Here is an 18,088-nt window from a genome sequence, read left to right on the forward strand (position 1 = left end):
GCTGTAGGCATATAGCTAATGCCTATAGCCTATTATCAACAAAAGTAATTGGTTTACGACTTAACGGATTGAAAACTGATTGTTGCAAGGCCTCAAACTGACACAATTCAATCTTTGGTGCTACCCGGAGTTTTGCCCGAAAATGGTCCTTAATCTCATTGATAAACTCTTCCGACTCATTCGCAGATACTAAACGGATAATAATTTCATCTGTCCCTATTTCATTATGGAACAATTCAATCTGGTGTAATACTACTTCGGGAAAACCAGCCAGCAAATCATGCATAGCAGGAGGATATAAAGTTGTACCTTTATACTTAACCATATGCTGCTTTCTTCCCTCGACGGGACCTATTCTATAAGTGTATCGACCACAAGCGCAGGCCTCCACGTGTTTTCTTACGATATCACCCGTTTTAAAACGTAATAAAGGAAGCCCTTCCACTCCCAAAGTAGTAACCACCAACTCTCCACTCTCACCATCAGGAACCCAACATCCCTGCTCATCCAATATTTCTGTAATGATAAGATCGGGTTGCACGTGTCCGCCCACAAAATGACCACACTCTGTAAATGCTGCCCCCATCTCCGTCGATGCGTAAGTCGAATGCAGCTTGATATTCCATTTGCTGATAATACGATCTGTAAGAATGGTATTATTTAAGTCCTTGTCACGCAATGCCTCCCCAATACAAATCACGGCTTTGACACTACAAGAGTTATAATCAATATTATGTTGCTCGGCAAATTCTATCAATTTCAATAAAAAAGAAGGAACAGCTATTAGGTAAGTCGGTTTATATTTCAGTATGGAGTCCCATTGCATTTGAGGAATTCCGGATCCTACACGTATAACACCTGCCCCCAACTTCCTCAGCCCAAGAAAATATGCAAGTCCAGCCATAAATCGGCGGTCAATAGTCGTCATCAATTGTACCCTATCTCCTGATTTTACACCTACCGTCTCAAACGACCGCATCTCATTTGCAGCCAACCGATCTAAATCTCTATCCGTAAGTCCAAAGGTAACAGGGGTACCCAATGTGCCTGAAGTGGTACAATAATCTATAATCTCCTCTTGTGATACACATAGAAAATCGTCATTATACAGTTGCAAATCGTCTTTACACGTCGTTGGTAACTTCAGCAGATCTGATAACTTCTTAATCTGAGACACATCAATTCCATGCTCAACAAAAAGGCGCTGATAAAAAGGAGATCTACATGCCAGATAGCTCAACTGTTCCCGCAACAACCCCTCTTGAAACTCTTCAATTGCCGCTATCGAAGTATATGCTATTTCTTTTGCTTTCTGTTCGACTTCTCCCATAATTTTCGTATTTCTTTTTCTACTTGTACCGTAGGGATTTCCAGCGTCAGCGCTGTCGAGAATTCGACTACGGCTTTATCATAATCACCCCTTTTGTACCAATACTTACCAGCAAGATAATAAACTAACCAAAGATTCGGATTAAGCGCTTTAAAATTTATCATCCTTTCTTCTGGAATTTCTACACCTGAACGCATCGCTAACATGATACTATCGGATTCACACTTGTAGTTCTCATAATTCTTATAAGCCGACGTTCTTACAAAAGAATCTTCATCTATGGTCAACGAATCTATTTGGTGCGATCGTCCGATGACGGACTCTTCCGAAAAGATATCATCCAAATTATATGCCGTAAATACGCCCAACTGATAAGGAGCACTAGACACCCAGACTAACTTATCCTCAGGTTTAAATATCACCGCATGATGAGCCAATAAATGATTAAGCGACTTATCGTTGCCATAGCCAATATTTTCGTCCGAGATACCTAAGCGATTTCGCAATATCATCGCCATTTTTGTAGGATTTAGTCTATTCTCCCGATTCAGTAGTTCCAACAGCCGATCATACCTATATTTTGAATGACTATTTTGAATATGTGTAATGTTACGCTCATCATTAACATAGCTATTCGACTGAAAATGATTAGTGCAGACAAGCTGATCCCCATTTTCGACTTCATAGACCCCAAATTTCTTGGGCGAGATCTCCAACAGCACAGCCTTTTTATCTTTTGCACTACCAATCATCAGGGATTCGGAAACAAAAGATTGCGCACCTTTAGCAATAGCGGTAGCTTCTTCGATAGTACTTGCTTTTTCTAAAATTTCCCTCGCCACAATAGAAATCGGTTTCTTCGCCGAAAGTGGAATAGAAGACTTTCCAGCGTTCATAGTCACGGTAAGCCCCTCCTTATTCATGCCGGAAACAACACCTACCATTCCCGGCCACGAAATTGACACAAACGGGATTCCCGACTCAGGACGCACAAAGTTCACCACTTTATTCTCGGCAAATGCATCGTCCACATAAAAATCAAAATTTCGACCAATTAAAAGTTTACCATCTTCTGTCTTATCACCCCACGAGGCTACCGAGGAACATCCAACAATAGCCAGATCACGCAAAGCATGTCCTAGATCATGCGCAGCGTGCATAAACAACGTCAAACTAAAATTATCCCCTGCATAAGGATAAGCACCATTTAAATGAGAAGACAGACCGTATATTTCATCCAGATAAACCGTCGGTATATAATCGTCTAATCGACGTCCATACCAGTGTATAAATTTAGACACCAAACGCTGTTTAAATCTAGAAGGAACCATATCTTCCAATTTATTCATAAAGACACGTTGTTGATACCTAAAAAGGTCTTCTGTCAACAGTCCTATCCTATTTCCCAGATTATACGATTCCCCAGATACATAAAGCTCCCAATTTCCATATCTATTCCTTACCAAATAATCCTTATTACTCAACATACGTAAAGAATCGCACTCTTTCATTAGCCTTACCGTATCCGACTGCTCATGAAACGTCCGTGCATACCGCTTGGATACCTTATTAGACACACAGGATACACATACGACAGCAACAAATACAAGCTGGAGGATCACCCTATACATCGGTTGCTTTTTTAATCTTATTCAACAAATAACTGCCTCCTAGTATTTCCATACAAGTAGCCACAGCACCAATAGTAACTCCCAATACACCGTGCATTCCTACACTTTGTCCAACAAAATACAGATTAGGAATTTTGGTCTTAGGTGATATACGACTCTGCATCTCATCGTTAACGTCTTTTTGCGGACCATATAAGTTACCGTCGCTTGTACCAATATAATCCCGATAAGATAGCGGTGTAGAGGCATAGGTATCCAATACGGCACGTGGTAGCTCCGGCCATTCCACAGCTAGCTTATCTAACATCTTATTTACTTTTTGCGCCTTAAATTTAGCATAACCTTCCCCCCTATCAGATTCCTGAACGACTGTATTCTTAGATAGTTTCCATCGTTTAACTTCTTCAAATCGCATAACACTCAAACATGTCAATGTATCTGCAAATCCGGGCGTATCTTTCCCCTCAGTCATAGACAGCATATACATCGTCGGCCATTGATCCTCATCATAGGCTGCGAGATTCCACAATAACGCTTTATCTGTATGGTAATAAGTATTTGATGGAAGGTAAGGTATGACACCTTCCTTTAACACAAAATGCGCACTAAAGGAAGACACTGTAAGGTGAAGATTTTGAATTCTGTCAAAATAAACCGGACGAAAGAACTCTCGACCGACTTGTTTCAATGTAGTCTGCGGTTCCACATTGGAGATAAACACATCAGCCTGATATTGCTTTCCCTCCTTTGTCTCTACCATATTGATACGCCCATTCGCATAATTGTAATGCACAACCTCCTGGTGACGTATCGCATCTCCTCCCAATGCTCTAAGTTGTCGTACCAATTGTTTACTGATCTGACTCCCTCCATTTAAACATCGAAACGAACTTTGGATATATGAATTAATCGTCAGCGCATGAACATAAAATGGAGTCTTTTCCGTATCTCCGGCATATAAAAAATTTGCTCCTGCTAAAACAGCTCTCAAAGTACTATTCGACGTCAATCGCTCAAAATAAGCATACACACTAATTTCAGAAAGGGGACTACGACGCTTTGTACCTTCTTCTAAATTGTACAACGGAAATTCCCCACAAACAATCTGCAAATCTGCAACGTACCGTTCTATTGCAGTACGCTCTTCAGGGAAAAAAGGAATTAGATGATTGACAAAATTAGTATACCCTTGCGCCAAGGGATAGGCCTTAGATTGATCTCCGAAACGAACCCAATCGAACACCTCTGGCATGGCCGACAGGTTAAGTTTATCCATGATACCCAAATAGGAAAAATATCGGTACAAGTTCTGTCCTTTCGACAATCCACCTATATAATGCACCCCAGTATCAAAGACTTTCTTCCTTCGGGAAAATGTCTGCAGATTACCTCCGAACTGATTATTTTTCTCCAGTACACAGACCCTTTTACCCTCTTTAGCCAAAAGTACAGCCGCGGCCAATCCCCCTAAACCGCTGCCTACAATTACAACATCATATTCAGTCCGCTGCATACGCTTTCCTATAGATATGAACACCATTCTTTGCCGACACCGATACAAATCCGATCTGTAGAAGAAAGTCTAGATTATTCCCGCTATTGACATTCACAATACAAGGATAAGCACTCCAACCATCCCAAGAATAATCCTCAACAAGCAACAATTTTGAAATTAACAGCAGGTCACTATCCTGATGTAAAGCTGTGAACCGCACAGAACGGGAAGAAGACCAATAGATGCTTTCAGCGACCCGCCTACATTCTGCCTCACAAATCAAACCGAGTACATTGCGTTTACCCTTTTGCAAAGAAAGCAAATAATCAAGTTCTCCAAAAGATGTACTCCAATGTAGCCAGATCCCCCCCTGTGGCAACTGTACATTGAGCTCCCAGAACAATTGTTTCCAACGATTTAGAGAGTTTTTTACCGATTCTATAATTTCATCGTCTTTATAGAGGTATGCCAACTTAATTTTAGAAACAAAATAGTCCGGATTTTCAATTGAAAATCGTTGGTCTTCAAAATTTGCTTTAAAAGAGGCTGAAATTGTTTTTGTCCTCTCCGAATAAGTTCTGCCATACGTTTCATCAGCTATGGAGATACGCCTCCCAACTATTGGACAAAGCTGTCCAGGAAAAATCAGTATATCTCCCTTGGGCAATACATCTCCATTACCATGGATATAAACAGGAAGAATATCTAGTTGCAATCGTTCTGCCAAATAAAATGCTCCTTTATGAAACCGCTTAATTTGATTGTCATAGGACCGTGTTCCTTCAGGAAACACAACAATAGAATATCCCTGTTCCACTTTTTCCCTCAAAAGATCTAAGCTGCCTTCCACTCCACTACTTGTCGGATAAAATCCCAATACCCGGACTACTTTTCCAAAAATTGGAGATTTCCAAACCCAATCATTCACCAAAAAGATCATTTTGGGCACCAACATCCCCATAGTAAGCGTATCTAAAAACGAACTATGATTACCAATAACTACAGCAGGTCTCTCAAAACTTTCATCATAAAGATTGACCATGTTATTACTCACCAAAGGATAACCGTACAACACCGATTTCATAAATTTAGAGACCGTATAACGCAAAAATCTATCTTTACGAGCCTGCTTAATAGGAATGATTGGTAGTATCAGCCTCGCGAAGAACGAAAGTACAATACACCCGAGTCCATAATACACAAAGAACAATAAGGACCATAGTAAAATAAGAATAGTAAAGGGAGATTTTCCACGCCTTGCTCTCTCCGTGATAAAAAAACGAAAGATTATCGGATAAAAAACAAAAGTAATAACCACCGCCGCAAAAACACCAATTAATGATACCGAAGATATCGAAATTAATGCAGGATGCTTAGCGAAGATCAATGCCCCAATAGCCAAAACAGTAGTAAGCACTGCCAACAAAATAGAAGTCCGGAATACCTGCAGCTCGTCCTCTCCCGTGCTGTATTGTTTTTGCAGAGCCGCTGTCATAAAGATACTGAAGTCTACTCCATGTCCGAATACCAAAGTACATACAATCGCAGAAAAAATATTAAACTCCAATCCAAACAATCCCATCAACCCCGCTGTCACCAACCCCGTAAGACCAATAGGAATCGCTGCAAGCAACACAAGCTCCAACCGTCTAAAAAACACCCACAGGATTAACAGTATGGCCAGCGAGGAGTATCCAACCAGAGCATTAAAATCATCCCTCAATTTTCCCAAAAAAGTCTCGTTTAGCTGCTTTCGATCCACCACCACCACTCCTGGTATTTCTTCTAACTTTTTGATGAGCTGATTTCTATATTTTTCATCCAGTTTAACCATCGACGACACTGTAAAAAAGCCGTTCTTACTGACGACAAAATCTCGTATCCCCGTATTAGGCAGCTGTCCAAAATCCGAAAGTTGCATTGGAAAAAATGGTTCTCGTAACAGCCCAAAAAACTGTTCATAAGCATCTGCTGTAAATCCATATTGCTCCCCCATCGTACGGAGATTTCGTATGACCAGCTCTTTGTTATGATAATGCCAGAATGAGTTCCATGCCGCTATTTTAGCCTGTTGTACCTGAATAGGATTCAACAAATCACTTACATTTGAAAAGTCCAATATAAGATCCCTTTCTTTTGCCAAACTAAGGTAATCGGCAATTTCTTCGTTGCGTTGCAAAGCCGTATCCAAGGTATTACCTGTAGCTACCACATACAATGATTTGGCCGAAGTGTTCGTCAACCGATCCAAACGAGCTTCGGTCTCCGCTAAATCAGTTGGCATATAATTTAATCCCGCCAAATCGTTATTAAACCTTACTTTACCACTCGTAAACAAACTAACACCAATAAGTACGATACAAGAAAAAAGCAAGATCCTACTTCTTTCAAAAGGAAATGCCGCTATTTTATCCAGCAGGTTATTATGTTTCAACTCTTCTTTTGGCTTATAAAGGTGCGGAATGATAAGCAACGTAAATATCGCAGAAGCTACTAGAGTAATTGAGGCAAAAATCCCCAAATCTATCAATGCCGTAGAGTGCACAAAAAGAAGACATAGAAATGCAACAGCATTGGTCGTTCCTGACATCAGCAATGGCTTGGTCAATTCCTTAAACAACACTTTCACATCGGTATTTTTCTTGAAATGTGTCAAGATATGCAAGGTAAAATCGATCGTGATACCGATTAAAACAGCCCCGATACTGAGTGATATAGCCGATATAACTGGCTTATACAAATAAATGCACCCTAATGCAAATACAGTTGCGAAGATAGTCGGGATGAAGACTAAAATAGGTATATACAACTTCTTATAAAACAAGACCAAGAGTACCATCAGTACCGACATTGATATCAGTATTGTTTTTAGGATATCTCCTTTTATCTGATCCGCATTCGCAACAGCCACCAACGCTGAACCAAAATAAGAAACGGTAACACGTCCTTCGTAGGACGAATTCCAGGATTTTTGCAAACTATAAAGTCCCTCTGCAAAGGCTTTATTCTTTTCTGTCTCAGCCCCCTCATACATCGGGCTTAAAAATAAAAGTATCTGTGTACTGTCTTTGCTCATTATGAAACCGTCATAGAGCAAAAAACTATCTCCTATGCCGATTCGTTGCAATTTTTGAAGTCCCATCACGGCTAAGCCCAAGGGGTCTTTCTGAATAAAATCACCTAAGACAAATCCCGATGGCGATGACAATGCCTCATAATTTGAAGACATTCTTTCAGACATTCCCTCCTCCGATATACGTACCGCTAGGCTATCGTAATCCGCATTATCTAGAAAAAAAGGAATATGTTCGTAAACAAAATCATATGCTTGCCCAACAGCTGCATCGTCCAGACGCCCAGTAATTTCCTTGATATGTAGACTATCCTGCGCTAGGGTGTCAGCCAGATTTTGAGCTGCCACAACAAAATCTTCAACCGGCGTAGTTGGAGTTCGTTCCAACAGCACGGTGATCTTGTCAGAGAAATTAATCTGCCGAATGGCCTTGGTTGTTAAGTCTGATTTCTCACTTTTGGGAATAATTTGAGTAATGTCTTCTTCAAATCGCAACTTAGAGGCTAGAAATCCGAAAAACAGTAAAAACAAAAAGGCTATCAGAACGGCTATCGTTTTATGCCGCTGTACCCAACAATAGATATGATAAAAAAGTAAATGCATTATTCTGCTGACACCGATTTATTCTGCCTCGTTCGAATCAAAACATAACTTCCAAACCCCACGAGTAGGCCTATTACGGTAGACAAAACCAAAGAGCCTACAAGATACTGTACCAAGTGTTGTTGTATTGTACCAAAGTTGATAGTTTCCAACTCAAACAAACCCTTGGGACTTGACGAGGGGAGGATCACTCCGCCAACGACCAATGAGGCGTATATGATCAAAGGGATAAATGGAGGTAGACTTATATTTGAAAAAGCAAAAGCCAAAACTTTGTTCAGCCTAAAGAATACAGATAAGGTAATCACTAATGCGGTCTGAAATCCCCAAACCGGAGCTATTCCCATAAATACTCCAAATCCAATTGAAGCCGCCATCTTCTCAGGAGAATCTTCCGAACCGAATACATTCTCTTTAAGGAACTCATTCAGACTTTTTTTTTTGAATGACCGAAAAAAATTGCGAGGGATAATATAGAAAAATGTGAGAAACACCAACACCGTGTTCAAGATACTAATACGCGTAAAATCCTTAAAAGGACGAAAATGAGAAACCCGCTCCAATGGGTCGTACAAAACCCGTACGGGTATATTTTTTACCGCAACACCGTTCCAGGCGGCACGCACAATAATCTCAATTTCAAATTCGAACTTACGGGTATAATATCTCTTCGGAATAGCCAGCAACGGATACGCTCGATAGCCCGACTGCGTATCATCCAACTTAAGACCTGTTTCAAACCAAAACCAAAAATTAGAAAACTTATTCCCAAAGGAAGATTTCTTCGGCACCGAATCCTGTGTCATATTCCGGGATCCGATCAACAAGACCGACTCCGTTGCCTTTTCAATCTCGGTAACAAAAATCGGTAAATCACTAGGGTAATGCTGCCCATCCGAGTCAATGGAAATAGCATACTTGTAACCAAGTGTCCGTGCTTTAGATAATCCTGCTCTTAGCGCACAACCCTTTCCTCTATTCCTGTCAAAATCTATTTGTTCAAGCTGTGGATAATCATTTAATATATCAACAGTACTATCGGTAGCCCCATCATTCACAACAAGCACCTGTTTAGTATATTCTAAAACACCGTCCAACACACGACGCAGGGTTTTATCATTATTATAAGTAGGTATAATAACAATGATTCCCAAACTTTCGAATCGGTGTTGCAAAGTATCTTCCATGATCTGTTCTACGGAGTTAATATACGCAGATCTGCAGTAGTAAATATTTTTGAACGCGTGGTCGCATAACGCTTTACTGCTTCTTTTACAACTTTAGTCTGCGTATCAAAATTAGTCAAAATCATTTGCTTATCCGTATTAATATTGCCTTTATACTTTAAGATCTTAGGCGTATTTTCTTGAATTATCAATCGCACTAGCCGTATCTCAACGTTATTTGGTGCTGCACTTACTGCGCTTTCAATGTCTTTAGCTCCGTCGATAAACAGTTCCTTCTTCGCTTTCCTATCCGATACATAACGAGCCTGCAAAGCATATGACGCCCCCTTGTATGCCAACAATACCGGATCAGTTTTATTATACTTCCTAAGCTGATTATATAACGTCGATGTATATTCCTTAGAATTATCTGCCTTTTCAAAATTCGAACGGATGGAGGACAAATCAACTTGAAAGAACAACGAGATTGCCAATAAAACTGCTGTAAAACTATTAATCATCTATTTCACTCTAAATGTACATGACAACTTTAACGCAACCGTATCTTCAAAATACGTTACATTCTTAACTTTATAGTCAGACTCTTCCGTTCCCGAAATGTCAATTTCTAATCTTAAATCAGGATTAACTTCAGGATTGATAAGTGCCATAAATTTAACATTGGACGATTTATACATAAACAATTCACGGTTCAAAAGCCCTTCACTAAGTTCTTTTACGATCTGCATCATACACACTCCAGGTGTCACTGGTTGATCTGGAAAATGTCCTTTAAAAATAGCATGGTACCGATTTAAAGTAATATCAGCGATGTATTTCTGTCCTTCGAGCTTCGTTAAACGGTGTACTGTATAGAAATCTTGTAAAAGCATGTGTCTCCTTTCTCTTCCAAAGATAAAATAATTTAAATTTTATTTTGCATTTACGAATTCTTTCGTAGATTTGATTACGAAAAGATTCGTAGATAAAATTAAGATAGCGATGAAACCCACCGAGAGTGAAATGGAAATCCTACAGGTTCTTTGGAACAAAGGACAATGTAGTGTACGCGAAGTCTTCGAGACCCTAGACAAAAAAGATGTTGGTTATACCACCATCCTCAAACTCATGCAGATCATGCACGAGAAAGAAATGGTCATTCGAGACACCTCTTCAAAAACACATATCTATACCGCCAAGATCAGCAAGGAAAAAACACAATATCAATTCCTGAACAAAATGATAGATACCGTATACAACGGCTCTACTGCAAGACTGGTTATGCAGGCCCTAGGTAACCACAAGGCTAGCAAAGAGGAAATAGATTTGATCAAAGATTATTTAAATCATCTAGAAAATAAGTAAAATGGAAGCATTAATTACATCTATAGGTATGGCATTAGGGTGGAGCCTCCTTCATTCACTTTGGCAGGGAGCTGCTATATACCTCATTTTGTTCGGATCGTATCTAGCTATCCCCAGATTGAAAGCAAACACAAAACATAATCTTGCTCTAGCGGCCCAAATTACCGTCTTTTTCAGCTTTGTTTACACTTTTTTCAACATGTTGGACTATTCACCTGTAGTAGATACTCATACCTCCTTATCCATAGAAGGTACCACCTTATTCCATGTGGATTATCTACAGGAGACTCAACCTGTCATACAGCAATATTTTATGTACATTGTACCTTTATATCTCCTTGGCATTCTTGTACAAACTATCCTGTGTATCAATAGCTATTTCCATCTTAAAAATCTAAAACGACACGCTAACTTTACTATCCCTAAGCCGTGGCAACAACGTTTCTATGATAGTATGTTAAGCCTTGGCATAACAAAAGACGTAAAATTATTACTATCAGACATTATATACGAACCTTTAGCAATGGGCTTCTTTAGACCTGTCATTATTTTCCCAGTCGCTTATGTAAACAAGCTCTCTCTGGCTGAAGTAGAAGCACTCTTACTGCACGAACTAACACATATCAAACGGAACGATTACTTATTGAATATGATAAAGATTGTTCTCGAAACTATCCTATTTTTCAATCCCTTTATATGGCTTATGTCAAGACATATTTGTACTGAACGCGAACAAGCTTGTGATGATAGCGTTATGCAGATCCTTCCTGAGCGTACACTTTACGCAAAAGCACTGCTCAATGTAGAACTATTAAAACAAGACGTTATTTCACCTAGAATGAGTCTTGCAGCCACTGGAGTAAAATCAAAATATAAACTATTACATAGAATAAAAAGAATAACTCAAGCAAAAATGGAAACACCATACACTAATCTCAAACATCAGCTTGTAGCTTCATTAATGGTAATTTTCACCTTAATATCGGTAGCCTGGACAAAGCCCAATACCAATAAGCAGGTAAATACAAAAGAACCTTTAATAACTGAAGTAGATACGCTATCCACTGAGCTAAATATGCTCTCGAGCGAATTAAACAATGTCATAACCACACTTACAACCACCGATTTATCTGATGATTCTCTTAAAAATAGGGTAACTGATCTTATCGTATTACCGGACACCAATAAAATCGGTCAGCAGATTTGTGAAAAATTTGAGTCGCCAGAGTGGAAAGCGCATATCGCCAAGATCGAAGAAAACGCCCGCAAAATAGAAGAAAAATATAACTCCCCGGAATGGAAAGCCCATATCGCCAAGATCGAAGAAAACGCCCGCAAAATAGAAGAAAAATTTAATTCCCCGGAATGGAAAGCGCATATCGCCAAGATTGAAGAAGACGCTCGCAAAATAGAAGAAAAATTTAATTCCCCGGAATGGAAAGCACATATCGCCAAGATTGAGGAAAATGCCCGCAAAATAGAAGAAAAATTTAATTCCCCGGAATGGAAAGCACATATCGCCAAGATCGAGGAAAATGCCCGCAAAATAGAAGAAAAATTTAACTCCCCAGAATGGAAGGAGAAACTCAAAAAAAACGATCAGAAGTAAAGCTGATTTGTATTAGACAACAGCCTTGGAAATACCAATTACAAGACTGTTGTCTAAAATAACTGACAGTTACAGATCAAAAAGAGAATCAGCTAAAGTAGTGTTTACTTTCTGATTGGTAAATACGAAACGAGTTGAGCCATTTGAATTATCCATCAATTTCACCTCCGAAACCTGATTTGTTGATTTATCAAAATACAATACCAATTGTTTTATGCTCTTTTTTAGCTCTTTACCCACAGGATCCAACTTCATAATATAATACTTAGTCGTATAAAAGTAAGAAGGTGAAAACTCACTATCCTGGTAGACGGTTCCGTTCATATTGACTTGGATTGCCTGACTAATTTTTTCGAACTGCCTATTACGGCCTAAATCCATAGTTTTTTTCTTCCCCTTCTCCTCGATGGTCATTTTTTTGTTGTTAAATACCATCGTATAAGCAGTAGGGCTACTGTAAAACCAAGCCAACTTATCTGGGTTTTTAACGTAAAATTTGCCTGAGGAGACAAGTTCATTTTTAACATAACTCACTTTTTTATATTGGGTAAAATCGGCAGTTAATGTTTTCACCTCTGTCACATTGGCCATTGTCTTCTGAAAAGAAGTGACTTCAGCCGAACTCATTTTCTGCTCCTGAGCAAGGCCAGTCAACAAAAAACAAAAGAATAAAAAGGAAAATAATGAAAGTCTAGTCTTCATACGCGTGCAAATTTAGCAATTCATCTGTAGTTACCGAATGCCAATTGCGTTCTTTCATATAGGAAAGTATTCGTTGTAAAACCCGTAAGCTCTTTGCAGAAGTATCGTGTAACAACACGATTTCCCCTGGTTGTAAGCGACCGATAACACGCTGATATATCTTTTCCTCGTCAGTGAGTATGGTATCTAACGAACGAATACTCCATCCGATTACCTGATGCTTAGTCTCTTGGACTGCTTTTGCAACAGAAGGATTAGTAACACCAAAGGGTGGCCGGAACAATCGTGTTTTAAACGGAACCAGATCATTGATCTCCGCATCACAGCAGTTAATTTCCGATACTACCTGCTCAGCAGTAAAAAAACCAAAAGCCTTGGAATGGTTCATCGTGTGATTACCGATTGTATGTCCCTCAGCTAAAATCCGTTTAAATATATCAGGATGCTTTTCAATCTGCTTTCCGATGCAAAAAAACGTCGCTTTTGCATTAAAGCTTTTTAACAGATCTAAAAACTCTTCCGTAATAGGTGTTGGCCCATCGTCAAACGTCAACGATAGGGTATGCCCATCATGACGGAGTTTCTTGTAAAATACATCTGTAAAATAACTTTGACGGATGTCAAAAGAGCCCCAAGTCGTCAGTCCTATCCAAATCAAAATCAAAATAAAACACCAAGACCACGATATCACCGAAAAGACAGCCAATATCGCAGCTAATATCCCCAAGGATAGCAAAAATGGAACGATATTTTTATGTTTGAACATACTTTAAGCAATTTTCTTTTTATCATGCTATCAAGTTAACTAGACAACTCGTTAACTTGACAACAAACTTCCTCTCAACAATACCAAGCTGTGATCTCTTCCTTTATACTGATTATATAGTAAAACATAATTAAGTGGCATTTGTTTTCCTGTTTTCCAAATGATATTTTCTGGAATCATTTGTTCTTTTAAGACATAAGCAGCTGTAGCCACACCAAAAGCCGAAGTCACATCAGAATGTCCAAATAAATGCTTATAATACATCTGTGTACAGCCATCAAACAACAGCCCAAACCGATCGAAATAACTATCATAAAGAACGTCACCATTATTACCAATTACAACAGCTGAAATCAGGGCGGGATCAACGGAGTTCTTGCACAGAAAATCCGTGACGAAAGAACTCACTTCATTTAGATCCAACCGATTCTGAATATGCACATCCACGACCTCCGCGTATGAATTCTCGGTTGAGGTATCACTAAGCGCGAAAAATGCAGCACCTTCACCATAATTAACACCGCGACTACGTGAATCTCGTATAGTTTCATATACACCATCCTCCTTGATCTCTCCGATCAGTTGCTTCAATGTAAACGTGTGTCCCGATATCTCATCAATACCTCCAACCAAAGCTGATTGTACATCGCAAGCTTCAAATTGTTGCAAACTGTCCAATAACGCAGATTCAAAGGACACGTTTCCATTGACATAGGTAAAATTGTAGGCCTTACAGCCTAACCGTAGGGCAATTTGAGCTCCCACAGTATTGTGCGTAGACTGAATAAACGAAGTCGGCGTCAAAAACTCTTCGTCATTATCCAATACACCTTTTAAGAATTTCTCGGAATCCTCTAAACAACCTAGTCCGGTTCCGGTAATAATCGCATCCAGCGCCTGTAGTCTCGATTCATCCAAGGCCTGTTGTGCAGCAAATATACCCATCTTAATGCCTTTGGACATGCGTCGGATCATGTTTGGAGCGATGAGCTCTTTATAAGATGGCTGTTCCGCATAGGCCTTAGATACCCGAATCTCGCTAGCTTGTTCAAAAAAATCAGCCCGCCAGATCCCCTGCGCAGTAACGGCACCTATACCCTGAATAAAACATTTACCTTTCATTTCTCTTTTTATGTGATGGAGTTAACCAGTTATCGTGTTATCCTGTTTTCTAATTAACTACATAACTTATTTACTTGATAACTCAATTAACTATCGTCCAAAAATCAATGTCGAACAATTGCCCCCGAATCCGAAAGAATTAGATAGGACGTAGTTAATATCCTTACGCAATAGCGTGGATTGCGGAATTAAATCAAATTCCTCCATAGGCGTTTCAAAATTTAAACTTGGGAACACCACCCCTTCCTGAATAGCCAGAATACTGTAGACGGCCTCAATAGCCGCAGCCGCAGCTAAAGTATGTCCCGTAAATGCCTTTGTCGAACTGAACAATGGAACATCCGAACCAAATGCACGTAAAAGCGCCCTTCCTTCGGATAAATCATTATTCGGTGTTGCTGTACCATGTACATTAATATAATCCACCTGTTCAGTTGCTATTCCACTAACCGAAAAAGCTTTCTGCATAGCCAGAAAAGCTCCTTCGCCATTTTCGGAAGAGGCTGTCTGATGAAAAGCATCATTAGCATTCCCATATCCCGACAGATAAGCTAAAACAGGCTTTTGTTCACGAGCTATTAATTCAGCAGATTCCAAAACGAGATAAGCAGCTGCCTCACCCAAATTGAGTCCTTTACGATGTTGATCAAATGGTTTGCAATACGTGTCTGACAGAATCATCAATGTATTAAAGCCGTTTAGCGTAAATTTGCTTAACGCATCCGTACCACCCACGATGACTCGGTCCAATCTACCACTTTTGATAAGCCTAGCCCCTAGCATAATAGCATTGGCTGCAGAGGAGCATGCTGTACTAACAGTGGTTACTAGACCCTTCAACCCTAAATCATCCGCTATTTGCTGCGTCGACACTCCTGCATCATGGCTAAGAATGTAATGTTGGAGCTCTGGCTTTTCGGCATAGGTATAAAAATATTTTTCGGTAATGTCCATCCCACCTACGCTTGTAGCAGAAATAAGTCCAGTCCGAATCGAGGAATCTCCTATCTGTAATCTAGCCTGACCTACAGCTTCTCTAGCGGCAAGAATACCCAGCATCCCCGTCCGTGTGACACTATGCCCCTTCTGTAACCCAATTTGATCCTCAAGCTCGCTATTAGATAGTTTAATCTCGCCAACAAGGACATGATCTCGGTGTATGGTTGCAAAATTATCAAGACGGCTAATTCCGCTTTGAGACTTACCAAGCGAAAACAGATTCTCCGTCACGGAAAGACCGATGGCAGAGACAATCCCCATTCCAGTAATACCTATCCCCTTCGACATCGACTATTTAGTACGATTTTTCGAAATAAAATCAGCCATCGTATTGATTGATTCAAATATTGCCTTACCTTGTTTAGGGTCACTTAATTTGATCCCATATCCCTTATCCAATAGTACAATGAGTTCCAGTGCATCGATAGAATCCAATCCCAAACCATCGCCAAACAAAGAATCATCATCATTGATATCTGCTACGCTTACATCCTCTAAATTTAAAACCTCTATGATTTTACCTTTTAATTCCTCTTTTAATTCTTCCATTTTATATTAAAAATAATTGATCAATTTGTTCTACAGTATGGGGTTTTGTCCCATTTCTTTCTACGGTATACAACACCGCCCTATATTCTTCTCCAAACACCTCTACCCAACCACATAACACCCGCTCAGCCTTACCGGACAACAATAAATACTCGGTATAGGTATGTTGGGTAACAGCATCATAACAATCACTTACGAAAAAAGTGTTTTCCGACAACAAATCGTGACGGATACATAACTCGCCAATACATATATTCGCAAGTGTATATACAAATACAGCAGGACTTGGATAATAGTTAGTCTGATCCGCGATCGTAGACCAATGTCGGAGATCTGTATCCAGACTACCTGATTTATTCGCTAAAACAACTGCCGTATCCTGTTTTTCTGGTATCCCTTTCAACAAATATTCTGTTGCAGTAAAGGCCAGTTTGCTCAGGTTATCCATTTTATAAAATTTGGGATAGTCCACCTGAATATTTTTAAAAGCATCCTTTAAAAAAGAAGCTAATGTTCCGACTATATTCGAAAATACGACTTTCCCATTGACAATTATTTGTCGATTTGCTATTTCCGTATACGCTGATATGTAAAATTCCTCTTTCACTAGATCTTCTTTAGAATCATAGCCGTATTACTGCCTCCAAAACCTGAAGCTGTCTTCAAACAATAGTCCAAGGCCTTCTCTTCAGTACTTTTTATTATATTTAGGTATTTGGAAGTTCCTAAGGTATCAAACCCGATCGTGGGGATCAATATATTTTCCTCCATTGATTTGATCGCTATAGCAAGTTCTAACAATCCTGAGGTACCTAGTGTATGTCCATAATAACCTTTTAAACTATGTATAGGTGTATTTGATACCCCCAACCGATCGAAAGCGATGGCCTCCATCTCATCGTTGTATAAAGTCGCTGTGCCATGTGCGGACACTAAGTCGACCTTATCCAATTTGACATCTGCTTCTTGAAAAGCGGATTTGATACTCCGCACTAACCCCTCGCCGGTACGTGAAGGACCAGATATATGGTTCGCGTCATTAACAGCACCTTCACCCAAAATCTGTATCGTACTTATCGATTTTCTATCCGTCACCCAGGCCGCAGCTACCGCCTCTCCTAGAGAAACACCATTTCGTGCGGCATCGAAAGGCCTACATGGCCCACTGCTCATCGCTTGGAACGATTGAAATCCAGATAATACAAACTCACTAACCTGATCGGCAGCGAGGACCAATACATCATCATACTGCCTCATCTGTATTAGCCGCTTGGCGACAGAGACCGCCAACACGCCCGAGACACAGGCATGAGACACCACGATAGGCTTTGTAACAATCCCCAATCGCTTAGCCACTATATCCGCTAATCTCCCTAACTCGGCAGCTTCTACTTGGCCTGATTGTAACTTATCTATGTTTCCTTTTGTTGTGGAAAGAATCATCCCTGTGCGTTCAGACAAAATCCGACCAACGACCAGCGGTTGCGCGACTTGCAACAATAGGTTTTCTAAAATCGATAATGATTCATCCAACAAAACTGTCGGCTCTGAAAACGTAGCCGCATATACCTCTTTGATCCCGCCTACATCCACACATCGTATAGCACTCTTCCCTTTCATCAAAGCGTCCCAGTTACTCTCCAAATCCATTCCCAATGGACTCGCACAATTCACAGCC

The 18,088-nt window shown here is 39.9% G+C and carries 16 protein-coding genes; 2 read left to right on the forward strand and 14 right to left on the reverse strand.

Going from position 1 to position 18,088, the window contains the following annotated elements; genetic code table 11:
• Window positions 1–22: 22 nt before the first annotated feature.
• Genes B5X76_RS13295 through B5X76_RS13325 form a run of 7 tightly spaced genes read right to left on the reverse strand, consistent with a single transcriptional unit; the run spans window position 23 to window position 10,191 of the window.
• The gene (locus B5X76_RS13295) at window positions 23–1,330 is read right to left on the reverse strand and encodes a flexirubin biosynthesis putative acyl-CoA ligase FlxY (RefSeq protein WP_079643634.1); all 1,308 of its coding nucleotides are present in this window, start codon (window positions 1,328–1,330) and stop codon (window positions 23–25) included.
• Window positions 1,297–2,961, reverse strand: coding sequence for a C45 family autoproteolytic acyltransferase/hydrolase (locus B5X76_RS13300; protein WP_079643636.1), 1,665 nt, complete (start codon window positions 2,959–2,961; stop codon window positions 1,297–1,299). The genes B5X76_RS13295 and B5X76_RS13300 overlap by 34 nt, the downstream gene beginning before the upstream one ends.
• Window positions 2,954–4,474, reverse strand: coding sequence for a phytoene desaturase family protein (locus B5X76_RS13305; RefSeq protein WP_079643842.1), 1,521 nt, complete (start codon window positions 4,472–4,474; stop codon window positions 2,954–2,956). The genes B5X76_RS13300 and B5X76_RS13305 overlap by 8 nt, the downstream gene beginning before the upstream one ends.
• Complete coding sequence (locus B5X76_RS13310) at window positions 4,461–8,132, reverse strand: 1-acyl-sn-glycerol-3-phosphate acyltransferase (RefSeq protein ID WP_079643638.1); 3,672 nt, start codon at window positions 8,130–8,132, stop codon at window positions 4,461–4,463. Before B5X76_RS13310 ends, B5X76_RS13305 begins: the two co-directional genes overlap by 14 nt.
• Window positions 8,132–9,319 carry a DUF2062 domain-containing protein gene (locus tag B5X76_RS13315; protein WP_079643640.1) on the reverse strand — a complete coding sequence of 396 codons (1,188 nt, stop codon included), beginning with the start codon at window positions 9,317–9,319 and terminating at the stop codon, window positions 8,132–8,134. The genes B5X76_RS13310 and B5X76_RS13315 overlap by 1 nt, the downstream gene beginning before the upstream one ends.
• An 8-nt stretch (window positions 9,320–9,327) precedes the next feature.
• Entirely contained in the window at window positions 9,328–9,819 is a 492-nt protein-coding gene (locus B5X76_RS13320; RefSeq protein ID WP_079643642.1) for a hypothetical protein, read from the reverse strand.
• The gene (locus B5X76_RS13325) at window positions 9,820–10,191 is read right to left on the reverse strand and encodes an ApeI family dehydratase (protein ID WP_079643644.1); all 372 of its coding nucleotides are present in this window, start codon (window positions 10,189–10,191) and stop codon (window positions 9,820–9,822) included. It lies immediately after the preceding gene.
• A 109-nt stretch (window positions 10,192–10,300) separates the two neighbouring features.
• Here B5X76_RS13325 and B5X76_RS13330 point away from each other — a divergent pair, with 109 nt between their 5' ends.
• Both B5X76_RS13330 and B5X76_RS13335 read left to right on the forward strand, forming a co-directional pair.
• Window positions 10,301–10,663 carry a BlaI/MecI/CopY family transcriptional regulator gene (locus B5X76_RS13330; protein ID WP_079643844.1) on the forward strand — a complete coding sequence of 121 codons (363 nt, stop codon included), beginning with the start codon at window positions 10,301–10,303 and terminating at the stop codon, window positions 10,661–10,663.
• 1 nt (window position 10,664) lies between these two features.
• The gene (locus B5X76_RS13335; RefSeq protein ID WP_079643646.1) at window positions 10,665–12,272 is read left to right on the forward strand and encodes a M56 family metallopeptidase; all 1,608 of its coding nucleotides are present in this window, start codon (window positions 10,665–10,667) and stop codon (window positions 12,270–12,272) included.
• A 69-nt stretch (window positions 12,273–12,341) separates the two neighbouring features.
• Here the strand turns inward: B5X76_RS13335 and B5X76_RS13340 are convergent, their stop codons facing one another.
• The 7 genes from B5X76_RS13340 to B5X76_RS13370 all read right to left on the reverse strand — a co-directional run bounded on the left by B5X76_RS13340 (window position 12,342) and on the right by B5X76_RS13370 (window position 18,084).
• Entirely contained in the window at window positions 12,342–12,974 is a 633-nt protein-coding gene (locus B5X76_RS13340; RefSeq protein WP_079643648.1) for a flexirubin biosynthesis/transport protein LolA2, read from the reverse strand.
• The gene (locus tag B5X76_RS13345; RefSeq protein WP_079643650.1) at window positions 12,964–13,740 is read right to left on the reverse strand and encodes a polysaccharide deacetylase family protein; all 777 of its coding nucleotides are present in this window, start codon (window positions 13,738–13,740) and stop codon (window positions 12,964–12,966) included. The genes B5X76_RS13340 and B5X76_RS13345 overlap by 11 nt, the downstream gene beginning before the upstream one ends.
• Before the next feature lie 51 nt (window positions 13,741–13,791).
• Window positions 13,792–14,862: a beta-ketoacyl synthase N-terminal-like domain-containing protein gene (locus tag B5X76_RS13350; RefSeq protein ID WP_079643652.1), complete on the reverse strand. Its 1,071-nt coding sequence runs from the start codon at window positions 14,860–14,862 to the stop codon at window positions 13,792–13,794.
• Window positions 14,863–14,952: 90 nt separating this feature from the next.
• Complete coding sequence (locus B5X76_RS13355; protein ID WP_079643654.1) at window positions 14,953–16,149, reverse strand: beta-ketoacyl-[acyl-carrier-protein] synthase family protein; 1,197 nt, start codon at window positions 16,147–16,149, stop codon at window positions 14,953–14,955.
• A 3-nt stretch (window positions 16,150–16,152) separates the two neighbouring features.
• Window positions 16,153–16,410 (reverse strand): phosphopantetheine-binding protein, encoded by a 258-nt coding sequence (locus B5X76_RS13360; RefSeq protein ID WP_079643656.1) that lies wholly within the window; start codon window positions 16,408–16,410, stop codon window positions 16,153–16,155.
• 1 nt (window position 16,411) lies between these two features.
• Window positions 16,412–17,017: a hypothetical protein gene (locus B5X76_RS13365; RefSeq protein WP_217699657.1), complete on the reverse strand. Its 606-nt coding sequence runs from the start codon at window positions 17,015–17,017 to the stop codon at window positions 16,412–16,414.
• The gene (locus tag B5X76_RS13370; protein WP_217699658.1) at window positions 17,017–18,084 is read right to left on the reverse strand and encodes a beta-ketoacyl synthase N-terminal-like domain-containing protein; all 1,068 of its coding nucleotides are present in this window, start codon (window positions 18,082–18,084) and stop codon (window positions 17,017–17,019) included. Before B5X76_RS13370 ends, B5X76_RS13365 begins: the two co-directional genes overlap by 1 nt.
• Between the last annotated feature and the right edge of the window lie 4 nt (window positions 18,085–18,088).

The sequence above is a fragment of the Sphingobacterium nematocida genome, from assembly GCF_900168125.1.
Classification (GTDB): Bacteria; Bacteroidota; Bacteroidia; order Sphingobacteriales; family Sphingobacteriaceae; genus Sphingobacterium; species Sphingobacterium nematocida.